Source organism: Synechococcus sp. PCC 7336, assembly GCF_000332275.1.
GTDB lineage: Bacteria > Cyanobacteriota > Cyanobacteriia > Thermostichales > PCC-7336 > PCC-7336.
Window position 1 is genome coordinate 2,103,755 of the sequence record NZ_CM001776.1, and the last position, 17,570, is coordinate 2,121,324.

Below are 17,570 nucleotides of genomic sequence, written 5' to 3' on the forward strand. Positions count from 1 at the left end.
AGGTGGCGCAGGTGAGCTATAGCATCGACACAGGCTCCTCGATCGGATTTTATCCATCATGACCTCCGGGGTACTCCCGCCAGAACGCAGAGCGTTTGGCGGTGAGGGGGATAGGAGTGCTCAGTCGGTGGGTTCAACGCCCACCGACTGAGCAGGAGAGTTTTGTTGCTCAACATACTGCTTAATCTGTTCAAGAGTAACGCCTCCTGTTGAGGCGATAAAGTATGTACCAGTCCAAAAGACCGGCTTTTGGAAGAACTGTGCGACCCGTTCAGGAAACTGTTTACGAATCAACCGACTCGATACCGTTTTGAGGTTGTTGACCAGCTTACTAAGCGCTACATCAGGCGGGAACTCAATCAGCAGATGAACGCGATCTACCTCACCGTTGAACTCGACTAGAGTGCAATTCCACTTTTGACAGGTCTGCTCAAAGATCTCTTTCAGCCTGCTCAGCATCTCCTGATTGATGACTCTGGCCCTGTACTTTGTCACGAGCACTAAATGAATATTTAGATCGTAAACGTTTCTGTAGCCTCGTTTTAATGACATAGCGCTAAGCGAGGTATAATACGCCTATGCTACTCACGTATCAGTACAAACTCAAGCCGACCGAAGCTCAGGCCGCCGTCATGGAGGTCTGGGGCGAGCGGCTGCGCCGTCACTGGAACTATGCCCTAGGTGAACGACTCGATGCGTTCTACCGCAGTCGCTGCCAGATTGACCGATGCAGCATCGTGGCTGAACCGATCGGTGACATTCCAAAGGAGGTGAACTACTACACTCAAGCATCAGCACTGAAGGAGACCAAACGACTGTTCCCGGACTACAAAGGCATCTATGCCGACTGTCAGCAGCAGAACCTGATGCGGCTTGACAGGGCATGGAAACGCTGGAGGAAGCCCGATCAGAACGGCAAGCGGGGTGGGCGACCTCGGTTCAAAAAGCGGAGTGATATCTGCTCGTTCACGTTTCCGAGAGTGAACAACCCCAAAGCGGGCGCACACCTGACGGGGAATGTGTTGCAGCTCTCGAAGATTGGCGAGATTGAGCTGATTCTGCATCGTCCAATCCCTGAAGGCTTCGTTCTCAAGCAGGCGACGTTGGTGAGGAAGGCCGATGGCTGGTATGTCAGCTTCTCGATGGCGGATGAAACCGTTCCTGAAGCGCTGCCAGTGGAGCGGGTCAAAACGGCCTGCGGTATCGATGTGGGACTGGAGAAGTTCCTGGTCACATCCGAGGGGGAAGCGGTCAGCATGCCGCAGTTCTTTCGCCAGTCTCAGCAGCGTTTGGCCCGTCAGCAAAAGAAGCTGGCTCGGATGCAGAAAGGGTCTGAGAACTATAAAAGACAGACGAACGAGGTCGCTCGACTTCATCTGCATGTATCGCGCCAGCGGCGTGAGTTTCACTATCAGGTCGCTCACTGGCTTTGCGACCTCTACGACCTCATCAGCTTTGAGGGGCTCAACATCCGAGGGCTGGCGAGAACCCGATTGGCGAAGTCGATCCTGGATGCCGCGTGGGGTAGCTTTCTTCAGATTCTGCAAGCAGTGGCGGTAAAACGCGGCAAGCGGACGGTTGAAGTTAACCCACGCGGAACAAGCATCGAGTGCTGCGGTTGTGGCGAGAGGGTGAAAAAGACTCTCAGTGAACGGGTTCATCGTTGCGGTTGTGGCGTTGTCATTGACCGGGACTGGAACGCGGGAATCAACATCAAAGTTCGTGGACTCAGGGCGGTTGGACTACCGCTCTGGAGGCTGTGGAGGCTTATCCGCTGGGATGCCTGTGAAACAGCAACTCTCACTCGTGAGTCTGAGAAGCTCCCGCTAGACCCGTAGGGTTAGCGGTGAGAGTAGTCACGAATAAAAGCATTCATTCTGCCTCAATTCTTGTGTGTCAATATGGGGTAAGGATTTGTCCTTAGGTGAAGCATGTTAGCGACTTACGATACCGACCTTGCAGCATGGGCCAATCACACTGCTCATCTCCTTCGCGAGAAACGATGGGACGAAGTTGACTGGGAGCACCTGATTGAAGAGGTGGAGGATTTGGGCAAAAGTGAACGTAGTGCGATTGGTTCCCAGATGGAACGTGTCATGCTTCATTTACTGAAGTGGGAATATCAACCCCAACGTCGCTCCGATAGCTGGCTAGATTCCATTAGCGATGGTCGTTCGCAAATTCGCCGCAAAATTGAGGATAGTCCCAGCCTAAAAAACTATCCAGACCAAATTCTTGACAAGGAATATAAAAGAGCATGTCGAGAGGTAGCAAGACAAACTGGGCTGGATATTGCCACATTTCCACCCAATTGCCCTTACTCTAGCGATCGCCTTCTTGGCGATTGGCTACTTGAATGAGATCGAAATTGAAGTCCATCCCTGAGGTTTGCACCAGGGGTCAAGCAGCAGCGAGTTGGCTGACTGGGACCTCGTCAGCAACCGCTACGCGAGCTGAGAGGCGATCGCGGCAGTCGTTTTCAAGGCGAGTGACCGAGACTGCTTTGCCGGGATAGAGTTCTGCGGCAGCGGCTTCTAGGTCGGGTTTGAGTGCGGCAAAGGCTGCATCGGTGTTGGGGGCGTGGAGGCGATCGTTGGCCATGTAGACAAACTCATTCCCCTCGAGACTGAAAGCACCTTCCAGGCGACGATCCGATTCGAGTAGCATGCCAAACTTAGCAGTGGCTTTGACTAAGTCCACAATGCGGTCTTTGTGGGTTTCGCCGCCCCCCAGCTTGCGTTGGGCGTAGAGACCGAAATGACCGTCCTCGCGATCTAGGGCGTAGTTCGTTTCGTGGGCAATCAGCATAATACCGGGGCCGTTGGGGACGTGGCGATAGTCTGCGACATCTAGGGGGAGGCCATCTAGCTTGTCGCGCCGAATCCACTCGTGAAAAATGTTGATGTAGTGGGCCTCCTCAATGTCAGCTCCCGAGTTGGCTGAGAATTTAATGCAAAAGCGATTCAGATCCACTGTCTTACTCCAGTCCGGTCTCGATAGGGGTCAACGTTCAAACAATGCGAGCGGGGGCACTGAGGTTCTAAGGATCGGTGCCCCTAAAGGGAGGCGCTAACTGCTGCTGACTTGCAGTTGCTTTTCGTTCAGCCACCGCTGGAAGCTTGCAGGGGTGGTGATGCCATCATCGACCATGCGGGCATTGCAGGAGTGGGCAGCTTCAATAAACAGGCGAGCTTCTTCGATCAGTTGTTTAGCTCCGTCAATCGTCACAGGCCGATCGCGGTTCTCGTATGCCTGAAACAGGTAGCTGGCAAATTTGCCTTTGGCAAAGGGGTCGAAGAACAGTTGCGTGTCGTAGAAGTAGGTGCGGAACTCGCGCACAATCGTATCGGCGTCGTTGGCGATATCGATGTTTTGAATCTTTAGCAATGCCTGGGCTGCACTGAGCATGGACTCGAAGGCTTTATCGCGGGCTTGCTCGATGTTGCCGTTAGGGGGAGTTTCCTCCAACAACACGGTGGCGTCGAAGTGGATACTTTCTGCTGCGGCCACGCCGAAATCGGTCAGGGTGACCAGTTCGCCAGCACATTCGCCGATGCCGATATCGCCTAAGGTGTATTCGCGGTTGTCAGCCCAGTCGGTGTAGAAGGACTTGTCTTCGGCATAGCTGGGCACGGCGAGGAAAGGTTGTACGCGATCGCGAATCACTTTTTTGCCCACCCGAGCGACAAACTCGTTGAACTTCTCGCTGCCTTGGCGTTCCTGCAGGAACATATCCACCAAAAATTCCACCACTTCGGGCACGCGCTTGGAAGGAACGACTGCTACGGACTGACCGTATTCAGCCGCATTCTTATCCCAAGTGCCCCCCAAAATGAGCTGGAAGTGAGGCACGCGGTGGCGATCGACGAGGCGATTGGCACCATAGAAGCCAATCTCGGCGACGGTGTGCTGACTGCAGGAGTTGAAGCAGCCGCTGACCTTGATGCGGATATCTTTGACTGCCCGATCGTATTGCCAGCCCTTCACTGTCAGACGGCGCTTGAGTTCGCCTGCTAAACCGCGCGAGCTGGAGATGCCTAACTTGCAAGTATCCGTGCCGGGGCAGGCAGTGATATCCACGATTGACTCGGCACCGGCAGTGGCTAGGTCGATCGCTTTAAGAGCGTTGTAAAGTGCCGGTAGATCCGCAGTGTGAATCCAGCGTATCAGCAGGTTTTGCTCGACGGTGGTGCGCAGGGTGTCATTGGTGAAGCGGCGCAGCACATCGGAGAGACGACGCATTTGGGTGGCGGTGATATCCCCCAATGGCAGGGAGATCGTGACGGCCACATAACCCGCTTGACGCTGTTCGTAGATGTTGGTGGACTTCCATTTCTCAAATTCCTCTGCGTCTGCAGGGGTTGCGCTGGGGGCCACTGGTGCGGGCAAGCCCTGCTCTTCGTAGGCACTAATTCCCTCCAACCAATGGGTCCACTCGGCCTCGTCCGGCAACTGGGCTCGCTCTTCCAGCACTAAGCGACGGAACTCGTCAATGCCCAATTTCCCCACTAAGAACTTAATTCGGGCTTTGTTGCGGTTGGCTTTTTCGCCCAAGCGGGCAAAAACGCGGCAGATGGCTTGAGAGAGGGGCAGCAGTTCTTCGGGCGTGACAAAGTCGTCAAATAGCTTGGCTAGATGAGGCACGGCACCGAGGCCGCCGCCCACATACATTTCAAATCCTTGCACGGCTTGCCCATCCACTTCTTTAGTCTTGGCAATTAGGCCGAGGTCGTGCATGGAGGTGAGGCCACAGGGGTGTTGGGCGCAGCCGGAGAAAGCCACCTTAAACTTGCGACCGAAGTCTTGCACGTCAGGGTGTCCCAAGAAGTATTGGGCCAGCTCGTTGGCATAGCCAGTGACATCGAAGGACTCGTCGCGGCAGATGCCCGCTAGCGGGCAAGCGGTGACGTTGCGAACGGAGTTGCCGCAGGCTTCGCGCGTAGTAATACCTACAGCAGCCAAACGACGATGCATGTCGGGGGCATCATCTAGCGACAGAAAGTGCAACTGGATATCTTGACGGGTGGTGATGTGGATGATGGTGTCGGAGTACTCTTCCGCAATATCGGCCATCACTTCCATCTGCTCGGCTGTTAAACCGCCGTAGGGCAGCTTGATGCGCTGCATACCCGGTGCTTCGTATAAAGTGCCGGGGCCTTTGGTGAGATCTTTATGGGGAAATTCCAGTTCTCGCGATCGCTCGCCATCGTTTCTAAAGCCATTGTCGTAACGCTGGCCGTAGGCCCCCCGACGCAGGCGCAGTTCGGCAAACACCTTCTCGTCTAGCTTGCCCTGCTTGCGCAGCTCCATCTGATTTTCAAACGTATCGATTTCTTCCGCCAGATTGTCGGAGATTTTGTCAGCCAAGACGCTTTTCCACGTCAAGGATGGGTTTTGAGCGACCATTTCATGTTCCTCTAGTGCGAGTCCGAGAGAGCTGTAAGGTGGCAGGGCCGGGGTGCGGGATCCGATCCAATCTGAAATCCGATCCAATCTGAAATCCGATCCAATCTGAAATCCGATCCAATCTGAAAACTGTAGCGGCACTATACAGTGCCTATCCCCAGCAGGCAGAAAATACCTCAATTATTTTAAATTCAGACGGGGATAAGACAAGCCCACCCCTGTCAGGATATCCCGGTATTCCGATAGATTTACAGGGGATTGTAAGTTTTCCTAACATTTCCCAGCCAGAGAGTCGCCTATCTCAGGCAGTTGCATCCTATTTGGGGCGACAGAGGCACTCATTCTGCAGTATGTATTGAGCTGTGTAGAGTAACCTGAATGGATTCTTAGGAGCTAGAGCATGTCCCGCGCCATTATGAATACGGAGAAAGGCACCATTACACTGGAGCTCTTCGATAAAGACGCCCCTAAAACTGTAAAGAATTTTATCGATCTGTCGAAAAAGGGGTTTTACGACGGCCTCAACTTCCACCGCGTGATTCCCGATTTCATGATCCAGGGGGGGTGTCCTAACGGCACGGGGACAGGCGGTCCCGGTTATACGATCGACTGCGAGATCAACGCTAACAAGCACCTAGCCGGTGCTCTCTCGATGGCCCATGCCGGTCGCAATACGGGGGGCAGCCAGTTTTTTATCTGTCATTCTCCCCAACCCCACCTCGATGGCGTTCACACCGTGTTTGGCAAAACGGAAGACATGAATGTGGTGAATGCGATTGGGCAAGGCGATCGGATTATCTCGGTTGAAATTCAAGCGGGCGAGTAAGATCTCAGATAAGTAGGGTGAGGGACGAGAAAGGTTAAGTTTGAGGAGTCAGAGATTGGGCTGTTGTAGTCTAAACTCCTCGGGTCTAAGGCTCGATTGACTCATCCCTGACTTTGAGTGGGCTCGCTCCGGGCGATATGTTGCAAGGGATTCTCTTTATCCTCTATATCCTCGTATTTAGCGGGGTGATCGCTACCGTGGGCGATCGCCTCGGGTATCGCATTGGCAAAAAGCGCCTCAGTTGGTTCAATCTGCGCCCCCGCCACACCGCGATCGTCATCACTATCCTGACCGGGATTTTTATTTCGGCCTCTTCAATTGGGATTTTGTTTGCCATTAATCGTCCCATAGCCGAGAGCATCTTTACCTACGGCGAGCAGGTGCGGGAATATCGAGAGCAAATCGCAGTTTTGGAAACCAATATCGATCACGATCGCACTCAGTTGGTCGAGCTCAATAGCCAAAAGCAGGAAGCCCTGGCCCAAGTCCAACAGCTTTCTCAACAGCAAGATCGACTCGTGGAGGAGCGCGATCGCCTGCAAGTCCAACAGTTAGAAGTGGAGTCGCAATTGGCAGACTCCAACCGCCAGTTGGCCGAAGCTCAGCAGACTCTGGAAGCCGCTCAACAGCAGATGGATCGAGCGCTAGCAGAAACCCGTCAGGCCCAAGCCCGAGTGGAACAGCTACAGCAGTCACTACAGGACTCCAGGGCAGAATTGGCTGGCTTGCAGGCACAACGGAGCCAGTTAGAGGCCAATATTGCGGCCTTGCAGGCGGAAGAATCGCGCTTGTTGGGGGGGAGGTTTGTGGTATCTGCTTGGGAGAGGCTGGCCATCGGAGTGGTTGAAGGGGGCTTGCCGCCGCCAGAGATCGAACAGCGGCTAGAATCTATCATTGCGGTGGCGGAAGAACGGGCTTACAGTTTGGGGGCCAGGGCGGATGACAATGGCGAGATCGTGATGATTTCTCGCGGAGAGGAAGAGGGGCTAGTCGAAAAGCTGCGTCCGGCAGGCAGTTGGGTGGTGCAGATTTTTGCCAACGCTAATAGTCTGGAGGGAGAGCCCGTGCCCGTCTTTGTCAGCGTGGTTCCCAATAGCCTCGTGTTCAGCGAAGGAACGGTGCTGGTGGAGGCCGATATCCCTCTGGGGCAAACTCAGTTGGAGTTGCAAAGTACCTTGTTCCGCCTAATTTTGCGAGCGGGGGCGCGGGGGCGAGAAGCTGGCATTTTGGGTAGCCCCGTCAGTGGAGAGGTAGGCCAATTCCCGCGCGATCGCCTGTTGCAATTGGCTCAATCTCTCGCAGACATCGAGGAATCCGTGCGGGTGCAGGTGGTGGTAAATAAGGATACTGGCGTGGGAGGACCGTTGGAGGTGGACGTGGTTTCTCCCGATCGCGACCTCAGGGCCGAGCTCGCCCGCAATCGGCTTTTCTCCAACCGTCGCCTGCCGCCTGAGCCTATCTCTCTGTTTGGAGGCACGGGCGCATAGAGATGCTGATTGGCTTCGATCCCGGACGGGAGAAGTGCGGAGTGGCGATCGCTACCGCTGACGGGACAGTGCTCCATCGCGAAATTGTGCCGTCCGCCGAAGTAGAAACGATCTTGCCCGAACTTTGCCAGCGCTACGGCACGGACCCGATCTCTACCCCCCTCGATCTAGTGATGGGCAATCAGACGACGTCTCGCCAGTGGCGCGATCGCCTGTCGGTGGCTTTTCCCAAACTCGCAATTCAACTGGTGGACGAGCGTTTCAGCTCTCGAGAGGCGCGCGAGCGATATTGGCTGCTCTATCCCCCTCGGGGGCTACAGCGGCTCGTGCCGAAAGGGATGCGCCTGCCCCCCCGCCCGGTGGATGATATTGTCGCTGCGATTTTGATCGAGCGGTTTTTAAATCGCATGGGAGAAGACTGATTTGGATCGCCCGACGCTGTCTTTCAAAGACCAGTCCCGAGGTTATTCCCGCCGCCAGCTCTTGCAACTGCTAGCCCTAGGGATGGCGGGGACGGGGCTCTCCAGTTGCGGCGCTCGCTCGCCGGCCATTCTGCAATTCGTTACCCTCGATAACACAGTTCCCGGCAGCATTTGGCGGGAGTTCGGTCGGGGACGGGCGGCGAAACTGCGGCCCGTTCCAGTTGCAAGCCGACAAGCTTTATTCGATGGCCTACAGCCGATCGATCCGCCGGGATGGGGGCTGCAGGCACTACTGCGCCGCCTGTTTCCACCAGCTCCCGTGCAAACGATTTCCCTGTTGGGGGCAGATTGGCTGGATTGGGCAATCGCGAGAGAGCTCATCTTGCCCCTCGATCCCGAGGGGTTGGGACAGCGCTTTGCCACGCAATTACCGCCGCTGTGGCAACAGGCTCCGGTGCGGCAGGGACGGGTGTGGGGGCTGCCGTGGAGTTGGGGGGTGACGGCGATCGCCTACAACCGCGAGCGGGTGCAGGAGCCAATCGTCGATTGGGCGGATTTGTGGCGTCCTTCCTTAAAAGGCAAGCTCGTGCTGCCCGACCATCCCCGCGACGCGATCGGGCTAACCCTCAAATCTCTGGGATACTCGGTCAATCAACCGCTGGCTGAGGTGCCGGAGTTGGGCGATCGCCTAGCTGCGTTGAATGCTCAGGCGTTGACCTACTCTTCCGAGTTTTATTTGCAGACATTGTTACTTCGGGATGCCTGGGCAGTGGTGGGATGGACGAGCGATTTGCATCAGTTACAAAAGCTCGATTCCCGCTTCGAAATTGTCATTCCTGCATCTGGGACAGCGTTGTGGTGGGATTTGTGGGTGGTGCGGCGTTCCTCTGGTGGGGAGGGCGATAGGGCTGGACAATTGCCAGAACTGTTGGCATTGGCGGCAGACTGGTTTGATTTTTTGTTGCAGGAGGAGGTTGCTGAACGGTTGGTGGCGGTGGGGCAAACGCCGCTTTCGGCTCCCTTCGAGCTCGATAGCTTGTCGGAGGCTTTGCGCGCTCGACCCCTGTTTGCTGCCGATGTTCTGGACCGTAGCGAGCTGTTGAACCCCCTGACAGAGATTGAGGCGGTTGCTTACTTGCGGGCCTGGGAGCAGATGCGCTCGGCACTCTGAAATGCGTCAGTTCTGCGAATACAGATGGACTGCGCGCTGAGGAAAGGGAAGGCTAATCCCATCGGTATCGAAACGCTTTTTCATGCGCTCGTTCAGAGCGAACTTTACATCGAGATAATCAGCTGACATGACCCAAGACCACACAGCAAAATTGACGCTGCTGTCGGCAAGTTCGCTCACACCAATGCGTGGAGGGGGATCTTGGAGAATGCGATCGTCTCCCCTCAACACTTCTTGAATGACGCTTTTGACTTTATCCAGATCGTCCGAGTAACTGACGCCGATAGTGAGATCGATGCGGCGAATGCTTTTGGCAGAAAAGTTAGAGATCGTATCGCCAAAGACTTTTGAATTGGGAATGATGATGCTCTTATTATCGGGGCTAGCTAACTTTGTCACGAGAATGCCAATCTCTTCGACGACCCCAAGCACTCCTGACACCTCGATGAAATCTCCTACCTTAAATGGCCGCAAAATAACCATCATGAAGCCAGCGGCAAGGTTGGATAGAGAGCCCTGCAAGGCTAAGCCAATTGCTAAACCAGCAGCACCAACAACTGCAATAATGGAAGCTGTTTGGACCCCAAGCCGATTGAGCGCTGCGATCGCAACAAAGACGACCGCAGTGTAATAGACCAGGTTGCTGACAAACGAAGCCACGGTTCGATCGACATTCCGCCGGTCGAACAGTTGCAAAACAAAACCGCGCACTACCTTCGACAGCCAAAGACCGATCGCCAGAATCGCCACAGCGATCGCTAGTCTGATGCCTAAGTCTGCTAGCTTCGGCAGCAGTTGTGCAAACAGGTCTTGCATGAAATTCCTCCTAGTAAAGTTTCACTAAAAATAGAGATTGTCTCAGACCTCCTAGAGAGGCGCAAGCCGATCGCCAGCACCGTACTATAAGAGAGTTAATTTTTTGTATGAGCAGTTAGTTGGTTGCTCAACAGTGGAAGCGCTCTGGGGTTAGGATAGCAAAATGTGATAGCGCTGCCTTCCAATCTTTAGATGGATCTGGTTATTGAAATTTTTCTGGAGAGAGGCGCGGCTCACTTCCGTTGGTAGTTAAAGATCCGTCCATTCAGTTTCCAACGCTTCCAAAGAGCATAGTGTGCCTCCATATATTGATGAGTTTGTTCGTGCTCAAATGATGGCCCGCTCTATCATGAAAGTGTCACCCAAAAAGGCCAGTTTTTGAACCAAGCCGGTATACTCAGAATCTCATCGACCGCCTGCAAGCCTATGTCTGAAGAACCCTCCATCACTCCCATCCCCCGAGCGATCGTCGAGCCCGCTCAGCCGCAGAACACCATGGCGGCAATGTTTGCCCAATTGCTGCAGCAATTGCAGCCCCCCTCCGCCCCCGCCGATCCCATTGCCCACATCCGCGCTCTCGAAGACGCCTACCAAAACAACTGGATTTTGGGCACCAGCGAACTGGCCCAATTACTCAAACTCGCCCCCAAAACCCTCGTCCGTTACGACAGCATAGAGCGTTACGGATTTATCTGCGAGCGAGCGGGACAGAATGGCTCGGAGCTGGGATGGAAAATTCGCAAGCCGAAGTCGAAGAAGAAGAAATAGACTTGGGGCTAAGTCCGCTAACGCACGACATCTTCGGGAATCACGCCCTCTGCCGCACTGACATTCATGTAGGGGGAGTGGGTTGGGAACGGAGATAGAGGACTGATGGCGGATGGCCGAGAGGATCGAGGACTTACAGCAGAGCTGCTGCCCGTTCTGCTAAGTCCGAACGTTCTCCCTTTTCCAGCAGGATATGTCCGGCCAAGGGTTCGCCGCGAAATTTTTCGATCGCATAGGTGAGGCCGTTACTGGCAGCATCGACGTAGGGGTTGTCAATTTGCTCGAGATCGCCAGTCAAGATAATCTTAGTGCCCTCTCCGGCCCGCGTCAGGATGGTTTTGACTTCGTGGGGGGTGAGGTTCTGGGCCTCATCGACGATCAGATATTGTTTGGGAATGGTGCGGCCTCGAATGTAGGTGAGGGGCTCGATTTGCAGCATGCCCCGCTCCATCAGCTCTTCGTGGCCGTGTTTCCAATGGCCCGCTCGGCCCGTCAGGTCTTGGGTATCGAAGATCAGATCGAAATTGTCGTATAGCGGTTGCATCCAGGGGGTGAGTTTTTCAGTGATATCCCCCGGCAGGTAGCCCAAATCTTGGCCCATCGGCACCACCGGACGGGAGATTAAGAGGCGGCTGTACACTTGTTTGTCGGCCACTTGGCGCAAGCCAGCAGCGATCGCCAATAGGGTTTTTCCCGTACCGGCTTTGCCCACTAGGGTGACTAACTGAATCGATTCGCGCAGCAGGAGTTCGAGGGCAAATTTTTGTTCGCGGTTGCGGGGTTGGATGCGGGAGACGCCACCGTGGGGAAGTTTGCTGAGGGGCACCACATCCCCTTTCTGGTTTTGGGCGATCGCCAGGGCAGTGTGATGGGGATTGGCGACATCGATCAAGGTGAAAGCTTGGTTGGGATAGCATTCCTGTTCCAGTTCTAGGGTGACTCCCCCTTGCTCGAATAGGCCCTTGATGGTGTTGGCGTCTGCCATGACTTCGCGATAGCCGGTGTAGAGTTCCTCAACATCGACCTTGTCGGTTTCGTAGTCTTCCGCATCGAGGCCGAGGGCGTTGGCTTTGATGCGCAAATTGGTATCTTTGCTGACTAACACCACCGGACATTCGCAGGACCGTTTCAGCTCTAGGGCTGTGGCCAAGATGGCATTATCGCCGCGATCGCCTTCCAGTTCGGGGGGCAATTCTCTCAGGGTTTGACGGGAGCAGAGGGCCACTTGCAAGTGACCCCCTTCTTCCAATGAAATCCCTTCGTGCAGGTGGCCTTGCAGGCGGAGGCTATCGAGCAAGCGAGAGGTGTGGCGAGCGTTGCGCCCGATACTGGAGGCTTGTTTTTTAAACCGATCGAGTTCTTCGATGATGGTGATGGGTAGAACGATATCGTTCTCGCGAAAGTGCGTTAGGGCCGTGGGATCGTGCAGTAACACGTTGGTATCTAACACATACGCTTTTTTCATGTGCGAATCTCGCCTGCAGTTTAGAAGTTCAGTTGACTAGTTATAACGGGTGAATCCCGCAATCGGTCGATGAATCGATCATTTATTCAAGATGCTCCTGCGGCGAATGGGGGACACGTCCTCACTGCCGACTGGGCCGACCCAAATCTACGGCCACTCGATGGGCGCAGGCAAACCCCGAAAACGCTACAGCATTCAAACCCTGTCCGGGAAAGGTGCTATCTCCCACACAGTAAAGGTTACGTACCGAAGTGCGGTTGAAGGGAACTCCCAATAGGCCCCAGGGAGTACTGCTGGGAATCGGGCCATAGGTGCCGTTGATGCGGCCTAAAAATTTGCGATGGGTGCGGGGGGTTCCGATCTCTTTGAGTTCGATGCGATCGCCTAAATCCGGCCAAATCTGCTGCAACCGTTGAATCAGACGGTCGGCATCTCGCTCTTTTTTAGCGCGATAGTCTCGCGATGGCAGTCCTTCCCACTCGGACATGTGGCTGGGGGTGAAGGTATGGATAATGTGGCGATTGGGAGGGGCTAGGTCGGGATCGAGCAGAGTGGGAATAGACACAAAAATAGTTCCCTGCTCCCGTTCCATCTCGCGCCAGTCTTCCAGCAGAATGTGGTGGCAATCGGCCTCGCCCGCGATCGCCTCTGCTTCGACCCCCAAATGCAAACTGAGGAAACTGGGGGACTGCTCGTAGCGGCTCTGCCAGCTCTTTTCCGCCCTCGGCAATGGCAGCTCGGGCATGAGGTTTTGGAAGGTATCCCAGCGGGTGGCGTTAGAGATAATCTTGCGGGCATACAGGGTTTCGCCATCGGCGAGCTGGACCCCAATCGCTCGATTTCCCCGCTTCAAAATCTTTGTGACCCTGGCTTTGTAACGAATCTGACCGCCCTTTTCCACCAGCCCGTCTGCCAAGACCTCTGCAATCTTGCCCACCCCCCCCTCGGGATAGTTGATCCCGCCGTAATGGCGATCGCTAAACACCATACCCGCATTAATCATGGGCGTCCGATCGGCGGGCACCACCGACCAGCAATAACACTCCATATCGATAAAAGCGAGTAATGTCTCATCCTTGATGTACTTGCGCGCCACTTGGCCCGCATTCACCGGCAGGTAGCGGGCTAATCCCAAGCAACTCATCGGCTGTTGGCCAAACACCCGCAAGAGATAGCCCAATTCCTCTAGCGACAGTAGTTCCATCGAATTGAGGTAATTGAACACCCGCCAAGCTTCGTCGTAAAACTTGCGAATGCCCACTTTCTCGTGGGGGAAGGACTCGGTCAGTTCTGCGATAAAGGCGTCGTAATCGCGGTGGACGCGGGGATTGAGGCCATCGGGCAGGTGATAGGCAATTTGGACGGGATCGGGGATGGTGTCGAGACGGCGATCGACCGCTGCCAGTGCCCGCGTCAGCAGGTTTGTAGAGCCCTTGTCTCCAAACCCAAAAATCATCGATGCCCCCACATCGAAGCGATAGTGTCCGCTGGCCGACTCCCGCTCGAAATAGCCCGCACTCCCCCCCGGAATCAGGTATTTCTCTAATACCGCCACCGAATAGCCCTTGGCTGCCAGTTGCGTTGCCGTCACCAAGCCGCCAATGCCCGAGCCAATCACGATCGCATCGAGCGGGCGATCGGGAGAAGATGCTTCTGCAGGAGGCGAGGTGGGGCGAGTCGCGGCAGTCATGCAATTGTCAGAATTCAGTCGTTAGATTCACTGTAGTACGTTCTCTACCGCCAGTTGGGGCGATCGCCATCGAGCGATCGCGAGGGCTGAAGGACTATTCAATGCTGGAATGCTGGTAATTTCGCGGAGATCGTTGACTGGAGACTCTTATTTAATAAAATTAATACTTCCACTCTTCGCTTTTGGTAGTAAATTTTTCTATCCATGGGGCTTCAAGCATTGCTTCTGCAGGGAATTGGCTGACTTTTGCACGACGGCTCCCGCTCTTCTCCCCCAGCTCCTTACGCAAACTTGCGGCGATCGGTGGAGAGACTGATATCGAAATTGGTTGACTTTGGTAACCTATGGCAAGCCGAGCTTGCAGCGATTCGAGGACTCGAATTGCTTTCAGTCTTCGCGAGATCGCAGTTTAAATTCCTACCCCCGAATCACAGTCATCGCTCCACAACTATGGTTAGCACTCAATTTGAAAATACAAACGCCCAGCGCAGCCGGGTCAGGCATGTGTTAGTCATTGAAGATAACGCCGGTCGCCGAACCATCTCTCTCGAAGCCGCGACTTATTCGATCGGGCGCGACCCCAGCTGCGCGATCGTACTGAATTCCAATTATGCCTCCCGCCAGCATGCCATCCTGCTGCGGGTTCCCATTCCCGGTACCGCCAATCGCTTGTTTCGCATCCTCGACGGCAATGCCAAAGGGGAGCGCAGCACGAATGGGATTACTGTTAACGGCCAGCGCCTGGCTCAACACGATCTCAGCCACGGCGATACGGTTGCCTTCAGTCGCGATGCCACGGCCACCTATTACATGACCGCCAATCTGTCGGATGCCGAGTTCGCTCAATATGCTGAATCCGCTGGCTACCGCAGCCTCAAGCTGGCTGTGGAAGATGTGTCCCGAACCACAATTGAAGCTAAATCGAGTTCGCGTTGAGACCGGGAGTGTTTCAGAGGAGAACCTGAGGAGCCTAGCATCCTCAGCTTGCTTCTTGGGATGTTGGCCCGACGCCCTACCATCAAAAGGAGTTGGCGTTTGAGACAGGTATGGCATTTCCCACACTGAGGCAGAGCAGTATGTCCGCTCGGCGATCGCCCCGCGATCGCGTCCTCCAGTTAGGGATGCTCGCCATCTGGATTGTGGCCCTGGCACTGCGCCTGTGGCATCTGGGCGAGCTAGAGCCGCCCGTGTTTGACGAGGTCTATTTCCCTAAATTTGCCGAAGCATATCTCGACGGCACGGCCCCCTACGACGCGCACCCTCCCTTGGGTAAATACTTGATTGCCTCGGGGATTGTGGCTTTAGGCCGCAATGCTTGGGGCTACCGCATTGCTACGGCGATCGCCGGTTCGCTGATTCCCGTCGCGGTGGCGGGTCTGGCCTACAAGATCTCCTACCGCCGTCGGTTTGCCTGGTGGGCGGGCGGGCTGATGCTCTGCGATGGTCTCTTTTTAGTGGAATCGCGCTTGGGTCTGCTCAATACCTTTCTGGTGTTGTTTGGTGTGGTGGCGCAGATCTACGCGATCGCCGCTCTAGAGGCAAGGGGGGCTCGACGGGGGCTGCTACTCGGGGGGGCGGGCTTGCTGTTGGGGGCAAGCGCTTCAGTCAAGTGGAATGGGCTGGGCTTCGCACTCGCCTTGGCGGGCATGGCGGCATTAGCTTGGAGCCACGCTCTGCTGCGCTTAAAATCACCACTACCGCTGGGGATTTGGGGGCAGGTGCGATCGCTGCGCTGGAAACATTACCTGGTTTACTTCGGCTTCCTGCCGGCAGGATTTTATCTCTTGCAGTGGCTGCCCCACCTCCTGCAGCAAGGCATTATTCAGCCGGGGAGCGGCTGGCGCGACTGGGTTCAATTGGGCAGGCGGCTGTTGCAGCTTCATGCTTCCCTGATGGGCCTTCACACCAGTGCAACTGCAGGGGTGGGGGTGGACGAACTCGTGCATCCCTATTGTTCGACATGGCTCTCTTGGCCGGTGCTAGCTCGACCGATGGGATACTTTTTCCAGGCGGACGGTAATATTTGGCGGGATGTACACGCAATTGGCAATCCGGTGGAGTGGTGGCTGGCCACTGCGGCGGTGGTGGGCTTGGCGGTGTGGGGGCTAGCCCGCTTGCAGGCGATACCGGCTTACTGGCTGGTGGGCTATGCCGCCAATCTCCTGCCTTGGGCGTTGGTGAGTCGGTGCGTGTTTATCTATCACTACATGAGTGCCTATGTATTTGGCATCCTGGCGCTGGCTTGGGTGATGGATGCCTCGATCGGCCATCCCAAGCCGATTTGGCGGTGGCTGGGCTGGTCGGCGGCGATCGCGATTGTGGCTTGTGCCCTGTTTTTCTCGCCCATTTGGTTGGCTCTGCCCCTGTCACCCGAACAGTTTTACCGGCGCATCTGGTTTGTGCCCGATCGCATACCGGGGTTTAATTGGCTCTAGTCGAGTGGGGCAAACGCCGTTTCTAAATCCTGTTTGACATTAGGGGGAACCAGATGGTCGATGGGACCGCCGTAGCGGGCGATTTCTTTGACCACACTGCTGCTTAAAAAGCTGTGCTGGTTGGAGCAGGCCAGAAAGATAGTGTCCAGATCGGGCTCTAGGGTTTTGTTGGTGTGGGCCATCTGCAGTTCGAATTCAAAGTCTGAAATGGCTCGCAGGCCGCGAATGAGTACCTGAGCGTTTTGCTGGCGGGCGTGGGTGACGGTGAGTCCCCAAAAGGTGGTGACTTCGATATTGGGCAGGTGGGCGGTGGCGGTGCGTATTTGCGCTTGCCGCTGTTCCAGTGAAAACAGAGGGGTTTTATTGGGGTTTTTGAGGATGGAGACGATCGTGCGATCGAACATGCGGCTGGCGCTTTCGATGATATCTAGGTGGCCGTAGGTCACGGGATCGAAGCTGCCGGGATAGAGTGCAATCAAAACTCACCTCTACGCAAAGGTTGATGGCTGCAGATAGAATTTGAAGCCTTCGGTTTCTATCTTGCCTGCGGTTTGCCTATTGTCCGGCCTAGTCAGCCTTTTACTCCAGCTTGGCTCCCAAACATAAACGCAACCACCCCTGTTAGAACGTGAGTCGAGATGGACTATAGCGATCCTAAATGAATTGTAAACCCCGATTCTTGTCAGCCCTGGGTTTCAGGCCAATTAGCGTTCACGACTGATTTATGACTGCTATATGCCAATGCTTTTTCTTCTACAGTAGTGCTGGCCCTCAGGAGCAAAACTGTACTCGTAACACAAGCTGTCAAAATAACTGCAACGCTCAAACCAACTGCGCTCAAGAAAAGTGTCAATTTCTGGATACGCCTGATTCTGGCATCCCTGGGATCTTCCTTCTTAATGAAACGTGAGTTCGACAAGGGACTGGCCCCCATCCCCTAACCCCTTTCCCCAATTTTGATGCTGCTGGCGAAATTCATATTCCGAAACATTGGCCATTTGTCTAGATGCCTGTGGCCCCCTTCCCCTAACCCCTACCCCCAACTTTGGGGGCAGGGGAACAAGGCCCCGTAAGGATTTTCGGC

Annotated in this window: 16 protein-coding genes; 9 read left to right on the forward strand and 7 right to left on the reverse strand. The window is 55.1% G+C overall.

The window, feature by feature from the left end; all coding sequences use genetic code 11:
* Positions 1–120: 120 nt before the first annotated feature.
* Positions 121–552: an IS200/IS605 family transposase gene (gene tnpA, locus SYN7336_RS10055; RefSeq protein ID WP_017324008.1), complete on the reverse strand. Its 432-nt coding sequence runs from the start codon at positions 550–552 to the stop codon at positions 121–123.
* A 26-nt stretch (positions 553–578) separates the two neighbouring features.
* Between tnpA and SYN7336_RS25290 the strand changes: the two genes are divergently transcribed.
* Together SYN7336_RS25290 and SYN7336_RS28810 are read left to right on the forward strand one after the other, a co-directional pair.
* Complete coding sequence (locus SYN7336_RS25290; RefSeq protein ID WP_227498635.1) at positions 579–1,838, forward strand: transposase; 1,260 nt, start codon at positions 579–581, stop codon at positions 1,836–1,838.
* A gap of 93 nt (positions 1,839–1,931) precedes the next feature.
* Complete coding sequence (locus SYN7336_RS28810; RefSeq protein WP_071590764.1) at positions 1,932–2,360, forward strand: DUF29 domain-containing protein; 429 nt, start codon at positions 1,932–1,934, stop codon at positions 2,358–2,360.
* Positions 2,361–2,400: 40 nt separating this feature from the next.
* Here SYN7336_RS28810 and SYN7336_RS10070 read toward each other — a convergent pair whose 3' ends face one another.
* Together SYN7336_RS10070 and SYN7336_RS10075 are read right to left on the reverse strand one after the other, a co-directional pair.
* Complete coding sequence (locus tag SYN7336_RS10070) at positions 2,401–2,973, reverse strand: hypothetical protein (protein WP_017325813.1); 573 nt, start codon at positions 2,971–2,973, stop codon at positions 2,401–2,403.
* Positions 2,974–3,069: 96 nt separating this feature from the next.
* Entirely contained in the window at positions 3,070–5,406 is a 2,337-nt protein-coding gene (locus SYN7336_RS10075) for a nitrite/sulfite reductase (protein ID WP_038026847.1), read from the reverse strand.
* Positions 5,407–5,806: 400 nt separating this feature from the next.
* Here SYN7336_RS10075 and SYN7336_RS10080 point away from each other — a divergent pair, with 400 nt between their 5' ends.
* The 4 genes from SYN7336_RS10080 to SYN7336_RS10095 all read left to right on the forward strand — a co-directional run bounded on the left by SYN7336_RS10080 (position 5,807) and on the right by SYN7336_RS10095 (position 9,312).
* Positions 5,807–6,232 carry a peptidylprolyl isomerase gene (locus tag SYN7336_RS10080; RefSeq protein WP_026100867.1) on the forward strand — a complete coding sequence of 142 codons (426 nt, stop codon included), beginning with the start codon at positions 5,807–5,809 and terminating at the stop codon, positions 6,230–6,232.
* A gap of 137 nt (positions 6,233–6,369) precedes the next feature.
* Positions 6,370–7,719, forward strand: a complete 1,350-nt coding sequence (locus SYN7336_RS25295; RefSeq protein ID WP_156820106.1) for a DUF3084 domain-containing protein — start codon at positions 6,370–6,372, stop codon at positions 7,717–7,719.
* A 2-nt stretch (positions 7,720–7,721) separates the two neighbouring features.
* Positions 7,722–8,141, forward strand: coding sequence for a Holliday junction resolvase RuvX (gene ruvX / locus SYN7336_RS10090; RefSeq protein ID WP_017325817.1), 420 nt, complete (start codon positions 7,722–7,724; stop codon positions 8,139–8,141).
* A 1-nt stretch (position 8,142) separates the two neighbouring features.
* A complete protein-coding gene (locus SYN7336_RS10095) occupies positions 8,143–9,312 on the forward strand; it encodes an extracellular solute-binding protein (protein WP_017325818.1) in 1,170 nt (389 codons plus the stop codon).
* A gap of 6 nt (positions 9,313–9,318) precedes the next feature.
* Here the strand turns inward: SYN7336_RS10095 and SYN7336_RS10100 are convergent, their stop codons facing one another.
* On the reverse strand, positions 9,319–10,128 hold the full coding sequence (locus SYN7336_RS10100; protein ID WP_017325819.1) for a mechanosensitive ion channel family protein: 810 nt from the start codon (positions 10,126–10,128) through the stop codon (positions 9,319–9,321).
* A 426-nt stretch (positions 10,129–10,554) separates the two neighbouring features.
* On the opposite strand from SYN7336_RS10100, the gene SYN7336_RS25300 reads away from it, so the two are divergent.
* On the forward strand, positions 10,555–10,896 hold the full coding sequence (locus SYN7336_RS25300; protein ID WP_017325820.1) for a hypothetical protein: 342 nt from the start codon (positions 10,555–10,557) through the stop codon (positions 10,894–10,896).
* A gap of 133 nt (positions 10,897–11,029) precedes the next feature.
* Here the strand turns inward: SYN7336_RS25300 and SYN7336_RS10110 are convergent, their stop codons facing one another.
* Together SYN7336_RS10110 and crtH are read right to left on the reverse strand one after the other, a co-directional pair.
* Positions 11,030–12,361 carry a PhoH family protein gene (locus SYN7336_RS10110; protein ID WP_017325821.1) on the reverse strand — a complete coding sequence of 444 codons (1,332 nt, stop codon included), beginning with the start codon at positions 12,359–12,361 and terminating at the stop codon, positions 11,030–11,032.
* 121 nt (positions 12,362–12,482) lie between these two features.
* Positions 12,483–14,051, reverse strand: coding sequence for a carotenoid isomerase (gene crtH / locus SYN7336_RS10115; RefSeq protein WP_017325822.1), 1,569 nt, complete (start codon positions 14,049–14,051; stop codon positions 12,483–12,485).
* Between the two features lie 450 nt (positions 14,052–14,501).
* Here crtH and SYN7336_RS25305 point away from each other — a divergent pair, with 450 nt between their 5' ends.
* Complete coding sequence (locus SYN7336_RS25305; RefSeq protein ID WP_051039795.1) at positions 14,502–14,987, forward strand: FHA domain-containing protein; 486 nt, start codon at positions 14,502–14,504, stop codon at positions 14,985–14,987.
* A gap of 110 nt (positions 14,988–15,097) precedes the next feature.
* Entirely contained in the window at positions 15,098–16,486 is a 1,389-nt protein-coding gene (locus tag SYN7336_RS25310; protein ID WP_083885697.1) for a phospholipid carrier-dependent glycosyltransferase, read from the forward strand.
* Here SYN7336_RS25310 and coaD read toward each other — a convergent pair.
* A complete protein-coding gene (coaD, locus tag SYN7336_RS10130) occupies positions 16,483–16,965 on the reverse strand; it encodes a pantetheine-phosphate adenylyltransferase (RefSeq protein WP_017325825.1) in 483 nt (160 codons plus the stop codon). The two genes, SYN7336_RS25310 and coaD, sit on opposite strands and share 4 nt — an antisense overlap.
* Positions 16,966–17,570 lie beyond the last annotated feature (605 nt).